A 15,736-nucleotide genomic window follows, 5' to 3' on the forward strand; every position below is an offset into this window, starting at 1 on the left:
GTGCACGTTTCATGAACCGACCGGAGGACCTTTCCATGCCGATCCGCGTGATGCTCGTCGACGACCAGGTGCTGCTGCGCACCGGGTTCCGGATGGTGCTCGCCGCCCAGCCGGACATGGAGGTCGTGGGGGAGGCGGGCGACGGCGTCGAGGCCCTCCAGGTGCTGCGTGCGACCGAGGTCGACGTGGTGCTCATGGACGTCCGCATGCCGAAGCTCGACGGTGTGGAGACCACCCGCCGCATCTGCCAGGACCCGAATCCGCCGAAGGTGCTGATCCTGACCACCTTCGACCTCGACGAGTACGCCTTCTCGGGGCTCAAGGCGGGCGCCTCCGGCTTCATGCTCAAGGACGTGCCGCCCGGCGAACTCCTCGCCGCGATCCGCTCCGTGCACAGCGGCGACGCGGTCGTCGCGCCCTCGACGACCAGGCGTCTGCTCGACCGCTTCGCGCCGATGCTGCCCAGTGCCGGCAAGGAGACCCAGCACCAGGAGCTGGAGCGGCTCACCGGCCGGGAGCGCGAGGTCATGATCCTGGTCGCGCAGGGCCTGTCGAACGGCGAGATCGCGGCCCGGCTCGTCCTCTCCGAGGCGACGGTCAAGACCCACGTGGGCCGCATCCTCACGAAGCTGGGCCTGCGCGACCGCGTCCAGGTCGTCGTCCTCGCGTACGAGACCGGTCTCGTACGGGCCGGGGGACAGGGCTGAGCACGGGCTCCGGTCGGGCCGCGCCCGGTCGGTCGGGATCCGGTCGGCCGGGTCCCGGCTGAGCGGAGCCCGGGGGAGCGCGGGGCGGCGGCTCAGCGCAGGATCCCCTCCAGGAAGTCGCTGCCCAGCCGGGCCACCATCGTGACGTCCAGCTGGTGCAGTACGTACCGTCCGCGGCGGCGGGTGGTGAGCAGGCCCGCCTTCTTCAGCACGCTCAGATGCCGGGATATCTCGGGAGCCGTCATGCCGTGCGTCTGGGCCAGCTCGCTCGTGGTGAACGCGCTGCGGGCCAGGCTCCGGCACAGCCGCATCCTCATCGGGTGGGACAGGGCCGCCATCCGGAGGGTCAGCTGCTCGACGGAGGTCGGGACCGTCAGCTCCGGGGAGGCGGCCGGGTAGTGGATCACCGGCTGCCAGCCGTACCGGTGCAGCACCATGAGGTGGGGCCAGCCGAGGCTCGTCGGCACCAGCAGGAGGCCGCCGTCCCGGGTCGCGGTGCGGCCGTGGCCCAGCTTGTCGACGGTGATCCGGCAGGCGGTCTCGTCGAGCGTCACCGCGGGGGACACCGATGCCAGGGCGTCGGCCAGGCCCCGGCGTCCGAGCAGGTCCGTCTTGCGGCGGGCGTCCGCCCCGAGCTGGTGGCGCAGCCGGGACCAGGTCTCGGCGAAGAACGCCTCGTCGCAGTCCTCCAGGAACCGCCGCAGCCAGGCGCGGATCCGCGGCGGATCGTCCAGCAGCCGCGCGGTGAAGTCCGCCGGCCGGGGTCCGCGCGCTGCGGCCAGCTCCAGGGCGCGCCGCCGGGACGCGGCGTCCGTGAGGGCGCCGGCGCCCTGCGCGTCGTACGGAAGCGCACAGGTGAACTCCAGCGCCGCGTCCACGAACTGCTCGTCCGTCAGCTTGTCGAGCAGGTCCAGCTCCTCGGCGAGGGTGCCGCCCGGGAGCGTGGTGCCGCCCGCCGCCGCGTACGGCAGGAACACGTCCGAGAACGTCGTCCGCCACAGGAAGTCCGCCTCGCACATCCGGTCCGCCAGATGCGGGTCGAGCCGGGCGGTCACCCCGGTCGCCCAGCCCTGCAGCCCGGGGTGGTGACCCGGCTCGGCCAGCGCGTGCAGCGCCATGCAGAGCTCGGCCAGGGGCGAGGGCACGACGGCCACCCGCTCCCTGCGCAGCCCGGAGATGTCGATGGTCACGCTCATGTCCTCATGGTGCACCCCGCCACCGACAGGCCGGCCGCCGATTGACGAGCGTCGTCAATCGACACGACGGACCGCCCCGCCGGGAGCAGGCTGGGACCACCGGGGCACCGCGGGGCCCACGGAGAACGTCCGGAACCGGTGTCGGTCCCGGCAGACGTCCGTACCCGTCCCGAGAAGGCGATCCGCCATGAGCATCACCCAGCAGTACCTCCTCGACACCCACCGGGCCCGGCAGCACGGCGATCCGACGCCGCCGGCCCCCGGCGAGCACGACTGGCAGGCCATGCGTGAGCTGCGCGACCACCGGCGGTTCCGCGCGGCCCTGACCGGACGCCCTGCCCGCGGCCGGACGCGGGCGGCACTGGCCAGGCTGTTCGGGCGCCCGCGTTCAGCGGGGAAGCCGTGACGCGAAGTCCGTGGCGGCGGCCCGTACGTCGTCCGCCGTCCACTCCAGGCCCGGCGCGCCCACCGTGACCTCGGTGTACGCCAGACCGGGCCCGCCCCTCTCCCAGATCTGCGGAAAGAGGGACGTCAGCGTCTCCTCCGCCTGCCGCGTCCCCGCCTCGGTCAGGGCATCGGCCTCGTACGGCAGCCACACCTGGAACTGGTGTGTGTGCGGCTCCTCGGGGTGCACCCGCGCCCAGGGGAGCCCGGCCCCGGCGAACCCCTCCCGCAGCGCCGCGGCCACCACGCGCGCGTGGGCCACGTACTCCGGGAGCCGGGGCAGCTCCCGTTCCAGGCCGATCAGCGCGGACAGGGCGGTGGGGAACTGCTGGAGGACCTGCCCGCCGTACCGGTGGCGCCAGGCCTTCGTCTCGTCGACGAGTGTCCGAGGGCCCGCGAGGGCGGCGCCGCCGAACCCGCCCAGCGACTTGTAGAAGGACACGTAGACGCTGTCCGCGAGCCCCGCGATCTCGTCCAGGGGGCGGCCGAGGTGGGTGGCGCACTCCCACAGGCGGGCCCCGTCGACGTGCACCACGGCGTCGCGTTCGCGGGCCGCGTCCGTCACGGCGACCAGCTCCTCCCAGGAGGGCAGGACGAAACCGGCCTCCCTGAGGGGCAGTTCGAGGAACAGCGCCCCGAAGGGCTCGTCCAGGTCGCGTATCTCGTCGGCGGAGGGCATCCGCGGCTCGCGCGTCGGGTGGACGGTCCGCAGGCCGCTGAGCGTGCTGAGGGCATGCCTCTCGTGGACCTCCGGGTGGGAGAGGGGATGCATCGCCACCGTCGCGTTGCCCGTGCGGCCCGCCCAGCAGCGCAGCGCCACCTGCTGGGCCATGGTGCCCGAGGGGAAGAAGGCGGCGGCCTCCGTACCGAGCAGTCCGGCGACCCGCTCCTCCAGGGTCTCCACGATGCCGTTGCCGTACATGTCCACCGGCCGATCCAGGTCGTACACGTCGGACGCGGCGTCCGTCAGCCCGGCCAGCAGCTCACCGACCGTGGAACGGAAACCGGGCCGCCACAGCACCCGCCGCGCGCCGCGCCAGGCGACCCTGCGCCGCTCACGCCGCTGCTCGGCCGTCTCTTCCGCTTCCTCCCCCGTCGGCTGTTTCGCGGGTTGTTCCGCCGTTCCGTCCGCAGCCCGTTCCGCCGTATCGCTCATGTTCCGGATCATGCAGGACGGCACGGCGGCCGGTCACGCGGATTCCCCACAGCCTGTGGACAGGAAAACGGCCCCCGGACCAATCGCGTTAACATGACGAGAAAGCGTCCGGTACCCCGAGCGGACTGGAACGGAAGGCCGCCGTCGAGTGAGTACATTCCCCCAGGCAGACCCCAAGGACCGCCCCGCGCGGCTCACCGTCGGCGTCGTCGGCGCCGGCCGCGTGGGTCCCGCCCTGGCCGCGTCGCTCCAGCTCGCCGGACACCGCCCGGTGGCCGTCTCCGGGGTGTCCGACGCCTCCCGGCGCCGCGCCGCGCAGCTGTTGCCCGACGTGCCGCTCATGACGCCCGAGCAGGTCCTGGAGCGGGCCGACCTGGTGCTGCTCACGGTCCCTGACGACGCCCTGCCGGGACTGGTGGAAGGGCTCGTCGAGACCGGGTCCATCCGGCCGGGACAGCTGCTCGTGCACACGTCCGGGCGGTACGGGACGAAGGTCCTGGACCCCGCCCTGCGCGCCGGAGCGCTGCCTCTCGCCCTGCATCCCGCGATGACGTTCAGCGGCACCCCCGTGGACGTGCAGCGGCTCGCCGGATGCTCCTTCGGAGTCACCGCTCCCGAGGAGCTGCGGCTGGCCGCCGAGGCCCTGGTCATCGAGATGGGCGGCGAGCCCGAGTGGATCGCCGAGGAGGCCCGCCCGCTCTACCACGCGGCCCTCGCGCTCGGCGCCAACCACCTGGTCACCCTGGTCGCCGAGTCCATGGACCTGCTGCGTGCCGCGGGTGTCGAGGCCCCGGACCGGATGCTGGGCCCGCTGCTGGGCGCCGCCCTGGACAACGCCCTCAGGTCGGGCGACGCGGCGCTCACCGGACCGGTGGCGCGAGGCGACGCGGGCACGGTCGCGGCGCACGTCACCGAGCTGCGCAAGCACGCGCCGCAGACCGTCGCCGGCTATCTGGCGATGGCCCGCGCGACCGCCGACCGGGCCCTGGCCCACGGCCTGCTCAAGCCGGAGCTCGCCGAGGACCTCCTCGGTGTGCTCGCCGACGGACCCGACGGGGCCGGCCGCGCCGACGGGACCGAAGGAGACGCCCGATGACGTGCGCAGGTGCCGAGACCGGAGACGCCCGATGACCACCGCCCTGCTGAGCACCGCCGACGAGCTCCACGCGCGCGTACGCACCGGCCGCCGTGCCGTCGTCATGACGATGGGCGCCCTGCACGAGGGCCACGCGACCCTGATCCGCACAGCCCGGGAGATCGCGGGCGACGGCGAGGTCGTCGTCACCGTCTTCGTGAACCCCCTCCAGTTCGGCGCGGGCGAGGACCTCGACCGCTACCCGCGCACGCTGGACGCCGACGTCAAGATCGCCGAGCAGGCGGGCGCGGACGTCGTGTTCGCCCCTTCCGTGGACGAGGTCTATCCGGGCGGCGAACCCCAGGTCCGCATCAGCGCGGGCCCCATGGGGGAGCGCCTCGAGGGCTCGACGCGCCCCGGGCACTTCGACGGCATGCTCACCGTCGTCGCCAAGCTGCTGCACCTCACCCGGCCCGACGTGGCGCTGTACGGGCAGAAGGACGCCCAGCAGCTCGCCCTGATCCGCCGCATGGTCCGTGACCTGAACTTCGGGGTGGAGATCGTCGGCGTCCCGACGGTGCGCGAGGCGGACGGTCTGGCCCTGTCCAGCCGCAACCGTTACCTGTCGACCGCCGAGCGCCGCACCGCGCTCGCCCTCTCCCAGGCCCTGTTCGCGGGCAGCGACCGGCACGCCGCCCAGGAGGCCCTGCGCGCGCGGGCCCGCGAAGTGCCCGCCACGCACGCGCGTGCCGAGGCCCTCAGCGCCATCGGCGAGTCCCGCGCCGCCGCCGACGCGCACGCCGTGGCCAAGGCGGCCCCCGGTGGCCCCGCCGCGGTCCGTGCCGCCGCCCGTCTGGTCCTCGACGACGCGGCCCGCCTCAGCCCGCCGCTCGCCCTGGACTACCTGGCACTGGTCGATCCGTCCGACTTCACCGAGGTCCGGGCCGGTCACACCGGCGAAGCGGTCCTCGCCGTCGCCGCCCGGGTCGGGACGACCCGGCTGATCGACAACATTCCTCTGACCTTCGGAGCCGCCTCGTGACCAGCACAGGCATACGTCTGCACGCGCCCGCACCCGGCTGGTCCGTCGCCGCCGACGTCGTGGTCGTCGGCTCCGGGGTCGCCGGACTCACCACCGCCCTGCGCTGCGACGCCGCCGGCCTGCGCACGGTCGTCGTCACGAAGGCCCGCCTCGACGACGGCTCCACCCGCTGGGCCCAGGGCGGCATAGCCGCGGCCCTGGGCGAGGGCGACACCCCCGAGCAGCACCTCGACGACACACTCGTGGCGGGCGCGGGCCTGTGCGACGAGGACGCCGTCCGCATCCTCGTCACCGAGGGCCCCGACGCGGTACGCCGCCTCATCGAGACGGGCGCCCACTTCGACGAGTCGGAGGAGGGCGGCCTGGAGCTCACCCGGGAGGGCGGCCACCACCGCCGCCGTATCGCCCACGCGGGCGGCGACGCGACCGGCGCCGAGATCTCCCGGGCCCTCGTCGAGGCCGTACGCGCGCGTGGACTGCGCACCGTCGAGAACGCGCTCGTCCTGGACCTCCTCACGGACGCCGACGGACGCACGGCCGGCGTGACCCTGCACGTCATGGGAGAGGGCCAGCACGACGGCGTGGGAGCCGTCCACGCGCCCGCCGTGGTCCTCGCGACCGGCGGCATGGGCCAGGTCTTCTCCGCGACGACCAACCCGTCGGTGTCCACCGGCGACGGCGTCGCCCTCGCCCTGCGGGCCGGCGCCGAGGTCAGCGACCTGGAGTTCGTGCAGTTCCACCCGACCGTGCTGTTCCTCGGCCCGGACGCCGAGGGCCAGCAGCCGCTGGTCTCCGAGGCCGTCCGCGGCGAGGGCGCCCACCTCGTCGACGCGCACGGTGAGCGCTTCATGCTCGGACAGCACGAACTCGCCGAGCTGGCGCCCCGGGACATCGTCGCCAAGGGCATCATGCGGCGCATGCAGGAGCAGGACGCCGAGCACATGTACCTGGACGCCCGGCACTTCGGCGCGCACATGTGGGAGCACCGCTTCCCGACGATCCTGGCCGCCTGCCGCGCCCACGGCATCGACCCGGTCACCGAGCCCGTCCCGGTGGCCCCGGCCGCCCACTACGCCTCCGGCGGCGTCCGCACGGACTCCCGGGGCCGCACGACCGTGCCCGGCCTGTACGCGTGCGGCGAGGTCGCCTGCACCGGTGTCCACGGCGCCAACCGGCTCGCGTCCAACTCCCTCCTGGAGGGCCTCGTCTACGCCGAGCGCATCGCGGCGGACATCACCGGCCGGCACGAGGACAGCGGCCCACGCGTGCGCGTGCCCGCGCCGATCGCCGAGCCGGAGAAGCCCGCGCACCCGCTCCTCGCCGCCGAGGCACGGTTCGCCATCCAGCGGATCATGACGGACGGCGCCGGCGTCCTGCGCTCGGCCACCTCCCTGGAGACCGCCGCCGACCGCATCCAGCGGCTGCACGCAGACGCCCGCGACGCCCTCGACGAGCACGGCAAGACGGCCGAGCCCGGCGTCGACACCTGGGAGACCACCAACCTCCTGTGCGTGGCCCGCGTCCTCGTCGCCGCCGCCCGCCTCCGGGAGGAGACCCGCGGCTGCCACTGGCGCGAGGACCGGGGCGACCGGGACGACGACACCTGGCGCCGCCACATCGTCGTACGGCTCAATCCCGACCGCACGCTCGCCGTACACACCACCGACACCCCAGACTTCCCCCCGACACAGCAGCCCCGTCCTCAGGAGCAGTGACAGAAGTGAGCACCCCCGACCTTCCCCTTCTCACCGGCGGTGGCTGCGGCGACGGCTGCGGCTGCGCGGCCGACGGGGAGTACGACGCCGACTCCGCCGAATTCGCGGCGTACGCCGAGTGCGGGCTCGACCCCGCTCTCGCGCAGCTCCTCTCCGACGCGGGGCTCGACCCCGTCGAGGTCGAGGACATCGCGCACCTGGCCATCGAGGAGGACCTCGACCACGGCGTGGACGTGACCACGGTCGCGACCATCCCCGAGGAGGCCGTCTCCACCGCCGACTTCACCGCCCGCGAGGCCGGCGTGGTGGCGGGCCTGCGGGTCGCCGAAGCGGTCGTCTCCGTGGTCTGCACCGACGAGTTCGAGGTCGAGCGGCACGTCGAGGACGGCGACCGCGTCGAGGCCGGTCAGCAACTCCTGAGCGTGACGACCCGCACCCGGGACCTGCTGACGGCCGAGCGCAGCGCGCTGAACCTGCTGTGCCGGCTCTCCGGCATCGCGACGGCCACGCGCGCGTGGGCGGACCTCCTGGAGGGCACCGGCGCGCGCGTGCGGGACACCCGCAAGACGACGCCCGGACTGCGCTCCCTGGAGAAGTTCGCGGTCCGCATGGGCGGCGGTGTCAACCACCGCATGTCCCTCTCGGACGCGGCCCTCGTCAAGGACAACCACGTGGTCGCCGCGGGCGGTGTCGCCCAGGCCTTCAAGTCGGTGCGGGAGACCTTCCCCGACGTGCCGATCGAGGTCGAGGTCGACACGCTGCACCAGCTGCGTGAGGTCGTGGACGCGGGCGCCGACCTGATCCTCCTGGACAACTTCACGCCCGGCGAGTGCGAGGAGGCCGTTGCCCTCGTGGCCGGCCGCGCGCTCCTGGAGGCCTCGGGCCGCCTCACCCTGGACACCGCCGCCGCGTACGCGAAGACGGGCGTCGACTTCCTCGCGGTGGGCGCCCTCACCCACTCCTCGCCCATCCTGGACATCGGCCTCGACCTGCGCGAGGCCTCCGGGACACCGACGAGCGAGGCTGAGTAGGCATGCTGCTCACGATCGACGTCGGCAACACGCACACCGTCCTCGGGCTCTTCGACGGCGAGGACATCGTCGAGCACTGGCGCATCTCCACGGACGCGCGCCGCACCGCGGACGAACTGGCCGTGCTCCTCCAGGGCCTCATGGGCATGCACCCGCTCCTCGGCGACGAGCTGGGCGACGGCATCGACGGCATCGCGATCTGCTCGACCGTCCCCTCGGTCCTGCACGAGCTGCGCGAGGTGACCCGCCGCTACTACGGCGACGTACCCGCCGTCCTCGTCGAGCCGGGCATCAAGACGGGCGTCCCGATCCTGATGGACAACCCCAAGGAGGTCGGCGCGGACCGCATCATCAACGCGGTCGCGGCGGTCGAGCTCTACGGCGGACCGGCCATCGTCGTCGACTTCGGCACGGCGACGACCTTCGACGCGGTCTCCGCGCGCGGGGAGTACGCCGGCGGCGTCATCGCGCCCGGCATCGAGATCTCCGTCGAGGCACTGGGCGTCCGGGGAGCCCAGCTCCGCAAGATCGAGATCGCCCGGCCCCGCACGGTCATCGGCAAGAACACCGTCGAGGCCATGCAGTCCGGCATCATCTACGGCTTCGCCGGACAGGTCGACGGCGTCGTCGGCCGTATGGCCCGCGAGCTCGCCGAGGACCCGGACGACGTCACCGTCATCGCGACGGGCGGTCTGGCCCCGATGGTGCTCGGTGAGGCCTCGGTGATCGACGAGCACGAGCCCTGGCTGACCCTGATCGGCCTCCGCCTGGTCTACGAGAGAAACGTCTCCAGGACCTGACAGGAGGCGCACCGCCCCGCGCCCCGCGCCCCGCGGGACTGCGGGGGAGGTGCGCGCTCGGCTCACGAAGGCCCGCGGCCGCCGCAGGGGCCCGGGCCCACCCGCCCGGGCGCGGGCCGCGCCGGTCCGCGGCTCCGCGGGGTGGATGCGACCGGGCCCCCGCTCGCCCGCGCCGTCCGGTCCGACGAACCGGAAGCCGCCCCCGTCCGCGTGGCGGAGCCACGCCACACGACATCCGATCTACGGATTTTGTCTGATTAGCGCGTATCGTCGCGAGCATGCCCACGCCTTACGGATCCCGCGGCGGCATGGCGTTCGGTGCGGAGGAGCTGCGTGTGCTCCGACGTGCGCTCGCTCTCGCCCTACACCCCTGTCCCGCCTCGGCGCAGGATGTCCAGGACTGCCTCCGCCTGGCGGAGACCGTCGACGAGGCGACCCGCGAGGGCGCCAGACTCCGCGCCTTCCTGCTGGCCGACCTCGCCCGCTACCGCGCCGCCCTGCCCGGAACGGCGGCCGGCTATCTGACGCTTCTGGAGGAGGCGCTCGGCGCCGGCTACCGCCCGGTCCCCGACGACCTGGCCGCGCTGCGCGCCCTGTGCGGCAACCCCGTCGCGGCCGTCCTCCTCGACCGCTGCCTCGCACTCGCGGAACAGGACGTCCGCGCCCGCCTCGCCCGCCACTCGGTCCCGGCCTCGCGCACCCGCGGCCGTACACGTCTGACGGCCCTCCCCGGCGGTCTCGCCGCCACCGGGACGGCGGCGGGGACGACGGCCCTGACCGCGACGGCCATGGCGGGCGCCGCCACCGGTGACCCCGGCGGCAAGCCCGCGGAGAAGCCCGCCGAGAAGCCGGCCCCCCGGCCCAGGCCGCAGTCCCCGAGCCGGGACCGCCCCATTCCGACCCCGGGCGAGGTGTTCCCCCCGAGGCGCAAACCCTCCGCCCCGCCCGCGAACCCCCCTCGACAGCTCGCCGCCGTGTAGGGCCGGTCCGCGACCCCGAGCCCCGCGCACCGCCGGGCCGTGGCTACTCTGGACGGCATGGAATACGTCTCCGCGCTCGTGCCCCCGGTAGTGATGGCCGTGTTCTTCGTCGGTCTGATCGTGACGATCGTGAAGACCCAGGGCGGCGCCAACAAGGCCAAGGAGGACGCGGCCGTCGACGCGGTCCTCGCCCGCGCCGAGCACACCCGCCAGGCCCCGCGCGAACCAAGCGCCTGAGCTCCGCTCCGGCGCCGACCGACCGCGGCGCGAACGCTCATCACAGGGCGTACGACTCATCAGCTTTTCGAGTCGTACGCCCTTTTTGTTGCTGTTTGTCATTCGATGCCACGTCCACCACGTGATCGGCGGCATCTCCCCCTATTGTTCTGAGCTGTGCCTCGCCCATTGGGAGAACTCGAAGACGCGGTCATGACGCGGGTGTGGAAGTGGAACCGCCCGGTGACCGTCCGAGAAGTCCTGGAAGACCTTCAGCAGAGCCGGTCCATCGCCTACACCACGGTGATGACCGTCCTGGACAATCTCCATCAGAAGGGCTGGGTCCGCCGCGAGGCGGAAGGCCGGGCCTATCGATATGAGGCGGTCTCCACCCGCGCCGCCTACGCGGCCGCACTGATGAACGACTCCTGGTCCCAGAGCGACAACCCGGCCGCCGCTCTTGTCGCCTTCTTCGGCATGATGTCCCCGGAACAGCGCGAGACGCTGCGCGACGCCGTACGTATCGTCCAGGGCCCGGAAACCACGGCCGCCCCGGAGAACACCGCAGGCGAGAACCCCGCCGCCGCGGAGGGCGAGACCGGGCGATAGCGTCCGGACATGCCAGCAGAGCAGCCCGAAGTCAGCACTAATGCCCTCACTGTCCGCCGGGCCAGGACCAGCGATGTCCCGGCGGTTCGCAGCCTCCTCGACTCGTACGTCCGCGGCCGCATCCTGCTCGACAAAGCGACCGTGACGCTTTACGAGGACATCCAGGAGTTCTGGGTCGCGGAACGCGGCACCGGGCCGAGTTCGGAGGTCGTGGGCTGCGGCGCTCTGCACGTCATGTGGGAAGACCTCGCGGAAGTCCGCACTCTCGCCGTGAACCCCGTCATGAAGGGCGCCGGTGTCGGCCATCAGTTGCTGGGGAAGTTGCTGGAGACCGCCCGCTGGCTCGGTGTTCGCCGCGTATTCTGCCTGACCTTCGAAGTCGACTTCTTCGCCAAGCACGGCTTCGTGGAGATCGGCGAGACGCCCGTCGACACCGATGTCTACGCCGAGCTGTTGCGTTCCTATGACGAGGGCGTGGCCGAGTTCCTGGGGCTCGAACGAGTGAAACCGAACACCTTGGGCAACAGCCGGATGCTTCTGCATCTGTGACCGCCACCGCGTAATACCCCGGACATACCCCCGGGACTAGACCGGCCGCCCTTGCCCGCGGACCCTATGTCCGAAACGCGCACGTTTCCGGTCTTCCCGGTCCCGTCGGTCTCTCCCAGGGGTTTGTGTTTTTCCAGCAAAAGCGGTTTGCTTTCCGACGTACTGCAGTACTGCATATAACAGGGGGCGTGAAACTGCGGCAGCCGCCGCGGCCTCTCGGCCCCGTAGATATCGATGAAAGGAAATCCGGTGGCACAGAAGGTTCAGGTCCTTCTTGTCGATGACCTCGACGGTGGCGAGGCGGACGAGACCGTGACGTTCGCGTTGGACGGCAAGACGTACGAGATCGATCTCACGACTGCCAATGCGGACAAGCTCCGTGGACTTCTCGACCCGTACGTCAAGGGCGGTCGTCGCACCGGAGGCCGCGCCTCGGGTGGCCGTGGAAAGGCGCGCGCCGCTTCCGGTGGCAGCCAGGACACCGCGCAGATCCGTGCCTGGGCGAAGGAGAACGGTTACGAGGTCAATGACCGTGGCCGCGTTCCGGCGTCCATTCGCGAGGCCTACGAGAAGGCCAACGGCTGAGCGCAGCAGCGGCGCAGCCGGATGCGGTGGCATTCCGTCGCCATGGTGTCCACGAGCCGTACGAGATCGGGGGCGCCCCCACCGCCCCCACCGAGAGTCGAGAGCGCCGGCAAAAACGGCTCCACCTCGCAGCCAGGCTCAGGGGGCCGCAGCCAGACGGCGGCCCCCTGCGAGCTTTCGTCAGGGGTGACCACCGTGCCCACCGGGGCCGTGGTTCCCGCCCCCGTCCCGCCCGGTCCGGTGCCGTCCCGGCCCGCCCCTCCCGGGCTCGAGTCACCGCGACCGCCCTGAGTGCGGACCAGGCCCGGCGGCAGTGGCGCCTCGACGCGCCCGCCCGCACCGGTCGCCCGCAGGTCCAGTTCGAGAGCGCCCCACTCCAGCCAGTCGAGGAGTCCCGGCAGCTCCTCCGCGGTCCCCGCGGCCACGAACAGCCACATCCGGTCCGCCCGCACGGCCACCGGAGAGCCCGGCCCCAGGTGCCGCAGCGCCGCGTACCCCGCCTCCGCGGGTGCCTCCAGGACGTCGAAGCGCAGCCCCGTCAGCAGTTCCACAGGCGTGCCGGGCACGGTCGCCCATCCCAGTTCGTTCTCGTACCAGTGCCGGACCGTGTCGCTCGGACGGCACGCATCGACCGGACGGCGGGGGGAGGGAACCGTGGGGACCATGCAGGGTCAACCGCCAGAAGCGCGTTCGAGTTACGCTGAGTGGTCCGCCGTGTGCGAAGAGTGCCGAAAGAGTGGACGCTTGCGGGTGGTCGGCGGCGCAAGGATGTTCGCCCGTAGCGGAGGGAACCGGGGTACTGGGCATGGAGTGTCAGTGCGTACGGGTAAGACATCCCTAGTGGGAGGGGCGACACGCAGCGCTCGGGCATCTCACGTTCGCCATCGGCGTACAGATGGTGGGGGTATCTGCCTGGCCTGCGGGAACATCGTCTCGCACCATCGGGTTGGAGCAGATGTCGGCGTTCGGGGTCAGGAGGCCAAGGACGGTGTCGGCAGTTGGAATGAGCGGTCCCCGCTTGCGGGACTAAGCTGCGGAAGGACAGGGAGGGGAGCGTCCCCTTACTGCCTGACCGCTCTGAGGAGCGATTAACGATGTTCGAGAGGTTCACCGACCGCGCGCGGCGGGTTGTCGTCCTGGCTCAGGAAGAAGCCCGGATGCTCAACCACAACTACATCGGCACCGAGCACATCCTCCTGGGCCTGATCCACGAGGGTGAGGGTGTCGCCGCTAAGGCCCTGGAGAGCCTCGGGATTTCGCTCGAGGCGGTCCGCCAGCAGGTGGAGGAGATCATCGGCCAGGGCCAGCAGGCCCCGTCCGGGCACATCCCCTTCACCCCTCGTGCCAAGAAGGTCCTGGAGCTGTCGCTCCGCGAGGCCCTTCAGCTGGGTCACAACTACATCGGCACGGAACACATCCTGCTCGGCCTGATCCGCGAGGGCGAGGGCGTCGCCGCCCAGGTCCTCGTCAAGCTGGGCGCAGACCTCAACCGGGTGCGGCAGCAGGTCATCCAGCTGCTCTCCGGTTACCAGGGCAAGGAGACCGCCGGCGCCAGTGGCGGTCCTGCCGAGGGCACCCCCTCGACGTCCCTGGTCCTCGACCAGTTCGGCCGGAACCTCACCCAGGCCGCTCGTGAGTCCAAGCTCGACCCGGTCATCGGGCGCGAGAAGGAGATCGAGCGGGTCATGCAGGTGCTGTCCCGCCGCACGAAGAACAACCCGGTCCTGATCGGTGAGCCCGGCGTCGGCAAGACCGCCGTCGTCGAGGGCCTCGCGCAGGCCATCGTCAAGGGCGAGGTGCCCGAGACCCTCAAGGACAAGCACCTCTACACCCTGGACCTCGGCGCGCTGGTCGCCGGCTCCCGCTACCGCGGTGACTTCGAGGAGCGCCTGAAGAAGGTCCTCAAGGAGATCCGCACCCGCGGCGACATCATCCTGTTCATCGACGAGCTGCACACGCTGGTCGGTGCGGGTGCCGCCGAGGGCGCCATCGACGCCGCGAGCATCCTGAAGCCGATGCTGGCCCGTGGTGAGCTGCAGACCATCGGTGCCACGACGCTCGACGAGTACCGCAAGCACCTGGAGAAGGACGCGGCCCTCGAGCGCCGCTTCCAGCCGATCCAGGTCGCGGAGCCGTCGCTGCCGCACACCATCGAGATCCTCAAGGGCCTGCGGGACCGCTACGAGGCGCACCACCGCGTGTCCATCACGGACGAGGCTCTGGTGCAGGCGGCGACGCTCGCCGACCGGTACATCTCGGACCGCTTCCTGCCGGACAAGGCGATCGACCTGATCGACGAGGCCGGTTCCCGGATGCGCATCCGCCGGATGACCGCGCCGCCGGACCTCCGCGAGTTCGACGAGAAGATCGCCGGCGTCCGCCGCGACAAGGAGTCCGCGATCGACTCGCAGGACTTCGAGAAGGCCGCCTCCCTCCGCGACAAGGAGAAGCAGCTCCTGGCCGCCAAGGCCAAGCGGGAGAAGGAGTGGAAGGCCGGCGACATGGACGTCGTCGCCGAGGTCGACGGCGAGCTGATCGCCGAGGTCCTCGCGACCGCCACCGGCATCCCGGTCTTCAAGCTGACCGAGGAGGAGTCCTCGCGTCTGCTGCGCATGGAGGACGAGCTCCACAAGCGGGTCATCGGTCAGGTCGACGCCGTCAAGGCGCTCTCGAAGGCGATCCGTCGTACGCGCGCCGGTCTGAAGGACCCGAAGCGTCCCGGTGGTTCGTTCATCTTCGCCGGCCCGTCCGGTGTCGGTAAGACCGAGCTGTCCAAGGCGCTCGCCGAGTTCCTCTTCGGTGACGAGGACGCGCTGATCTCCCTCGACATGTCGGAGTTCAGTGAGAAGCACACGGTCTCGCGTCTCTTCGGTTCGCCTCCCGGTTACGTGGGCTACGAAGAGGGCGGCCAGCTGACCGAGAAGGTCCGCCGCAAGCCGTTCTCCGTCGTGCTCTTCGACGAGGTCGAGAAGGCCCACCCGGACATCTTCAACTCGCTGCTGCAGATCCTGGAGGACGGTCGTCTGACCGACTCCCAGGGCCGGGTCGTGGACTTCAAGAACACGGTCATCATCATGACGACCAACCTCGGCACCCGGGACATCTCCAAGGGCTTCAACCTGGGCTTCGCGGCCTCCGGTGACAAGAAGACCAACTACGAGCGCATGAAGAACAAGGTCTCGGACGAGCTCAAGCAGCACTTCCGGCCCGAGTTCCTCAACCGCGTCGACGACGTCGTCGTCTTCCCGCAGCTGACGCAGGACGACATCCTCACGATCGTCGACCTGATGATCGGGAAGGTCGACGAGCGCCTGAAGGACCGGGACATGGGCATCGAGCTCTCCCAGTCCGCCAAGGAGCTGCTGTCCAAGAAGGGCTACGACCCGGTGCTGGGCGCGCGTCCGCTGCGTCGCACGATCCAGCGCGAGGTCGAGGACACTCTGTCGGAGAAGATCCTCTTCGGCGAGCTGCGCCCCGGTCACATCGTGGTCGTGGACACCGAGGGCGAGGGTGAGACCCAGACCTTCACCTTCCGCGGCGAGGAGAAGTCCGCGCTGCCGGACGTCCCGCCGATCGAGCAGGCGGCCGGTGGGACAGGCCCCAACCTGAGCAAGGAGGCGTGACCCCGAGG

16 protein-coding genes are annotated in these 15,736 nt (G+C 71.7%); 13 read left to right on the top strand and 3 right to left on the bottom strand.

Annotation, left to right across the window (positions count from 1 at the left end):
• Window positions 1-35: 35 nt before the first annotated feature.
• Entirely contained in the window at window positions 36-707 is a 672-nt protein-coding gene (locus O1Q96_RS03825; protein WP_269246851.1) for a response regulator transcription factor, read from the top strand.
• 92 nt (window positions 708-799) lie between these two features.
• On the opposite strand, the gene O1Q96_RS03830 is transcribed toward O1Q96_RS03825, so the two are convergent.
• Entirely contained in the window at window positions 800-1,903 is a 1,104-nt protein-coding gene (locus tag O1Q96_RS03830; RefSeq protein ID WP_269246852.1) for a DUF5937 family protein, read from the bottom strand.
• Window positions 1,904-2,090: 187 nt separating this feature from the next.
• Here O1Q96_RS03830 and O1Q96_RS03835 point away from each other — a divergent pair, with 187 nt between their 5' ends.
• Window positions 2,091-2,309, top strand: a complete 219-nt coding sequence (locus O1Q96_RS03835) for a hypothetical protein (protein WP_269246853.1) — start codon at window positions 2,091-2,093, stop codon at window positions 2,307-2,309.
• Here the strand turns inward: O1Q96_RS03835 and O1Q96_RS03840 are convergent.
• Entirely contained in the window at window positions 2,292-3,503 is a 1,212-nt protein-coding gene (locus O1Q96_RS03840; RefSeq protein WP_269246854.1) for a threonine aldolase family protein, read from the bottom strand. The genes O1Q96_RS03835 and O1Q96_RS03840 overlap by 18 nt on opposite strands.
• Before the next feature lie 148 nt (window positions 3,504-3,651).
• Here O1Q96_RS03840 and O1Q96_RS03845 point away from each other — a divergent pair, with 148 nt between their 5' ends.
• The 10 genes from O1Q96_RS03845 to O1Q96_RS03890 all read left to right on the top strand — a co-directional run bounded on the left by O1Q96_RS03845 (window position 3,652) and on the right by O1Q96_RS03890 (window position 12,105).
• Complete coding sequence (locus O1Q96_RS03845) at window positions 3,652-4,599, top strand: Rossmann-like and DUF2520 domain-containing protein (protein WP_269246855.1); 948 nt, start codon at window positions 3,652-3,654, stop codon at window positions 4,597-4,599.
• Window positions 4,600-4,630: 31 nt separating this feature from the next.
• Window positions 4,631-5,620, top strand: coding sequence for a pantoate--beta-alanine ligase (gene panC, locus O1Q96_RS03850; RefSeq protein ID WP_269246856.1), 990 nt, complete (start codon window positions 4,631-4,633; stop codon window positions 5,618-5,620).
• Window positions 5,617-7,335 (top strand): L-aspartate oxidase, encoded by a 1,719-nt coding sequence (locus O1Q96_RS03855; protein ID WP_269246857.1) that lies wholly within the window; start codon window positions 5,617-5,619, stop codon window positions 7,333-7,335. Before panC ends, O1Q96_RS03855 begins: the two co-directional genes overlap by 4 nt.
• Window positions 7,336-7,340: 5 nt before the next feature.
• Window positions 7,341-8,366: a carboxylating nicotinate-nucleotide diphosphorylase gene (gene nadC, locus O1Q96_RS03860; RefSeq protein ID WP_269246858.1), complete on the top strand. Its 1,026-nt coding sequence runs from the start codon at window positions 7,341-7,343 to the stop codon at window positions 8,364-8,366.
• A gap of 2 nt (window positions 8,367-8,368) precedes the next feature.
• Entirely contained in the window at window positions 8,369-9,166 is a 798-nt protein-coding gene (locus O1Q96_RS03865; protein ID WP_217458894.1) for a type III pantothenate kinase, read from the top strand.
• Between the two features lie 308 nt (window positions 9,167-9,474).
• On the top strand, window positions 9,475-10,146 hold the full coding sequence (locus O1Q96_RS03870) for a hypothetical protein (protein WP_269253464.1): 672 nt from the start codon (window positions 9,475-9,477) through the stop codon (window positions 10,144-10,146).
• 57 nt (window positions 10,147-10,203) lie between these two features.
• On the top strand, window positions 10,204-10,383 hold the full coding sequence (locus tag O1Q96_RS03875; protein ID WP_269246859.1) for a hypothetical protein: 180 nt from the start codon (window positions 10,204-10,206) through the stop codon (window positions 10,381-10,383).
• Between the two features lie 156 nt (window positions 10,384-10,539).
• Window positions 10,540-10,971 (top strand): BlaI/MecI/CopY family transcriptional regulator, encoded by a 432-nt coding sequence (locus O1Q96_RS03880; protein ID WP_217458892.1) that lies wholly within the window; start codon window positions 10,540-10,542, stop codon window positions 10,969-10,971.
• 9 nt (window positions 10,972-10,980) lie between these two features.
• Window positions 10,981-11,520: an amino-acid N-acetyltransferase gene (locus tag O1Q96_RS03885; protein ID WP_217458891.1), complete on the top strand. Its 540-nt coding sequence runs from the start codon at window positions 10,981-10,983 to the stop codon at window positions 11,518-11,520.
• A 249-nt stretch (window positions 11,521-11,769) separates the two neighbouring features.
• Entirely contained in the window at window positions 11,770-12,105 is a 336-nt protein-coding gene (locus tag O1Q96_RS03890; protein ID WP_149512141.1) for a histone-like nucleoid-structuring protein Lsr2, read from the top strand.
• Here the strand turns inward: O1Q96_RS03890 and O1Q96_RS03895 are convergent.
• A complete protein-coding gene (locus O1Q96_RS03895; RefSeq protein WP_269246860.1) occupies window positions 12,084-12,770 on the bottom strand; it encodes an SCO3374 family protein in 687 nt (228 codons plus the stop codon). The genes O1Q96_RS03890 and O1Q96_RS03895 overlap by 22 nt on opposite strands.
• A 429-nt stretch (window positions 12,771-13,199) precedes the next feature.
• Between O1Q96_RS03895 and O1Q96_RS03900 the strand changes: the two genes are divergently transcribed.
• Complete coding sequence (locus tag O1Q96_RS03900; protein WP_269246861.1) at window positions 13,200-15,728, top strand: ATP-dependent Clp protease ATP-binding subunit; 2,529 nt, start codon at window positions 13,200-13,202, stop codon at window positions 15,726-15,728.
• Window positions 15,729-15,736: the final 8 nt, after the last annotated feature.

It is taken from the genome of Streptomyces aurantiacus (genome assembly GCF_027107535.1).
Taxonomy (GTDB): Bacteria; Actinomycetota; Actinomycetes; order Streptomycetales; family Streptomycetaceae; genus Streptomyces.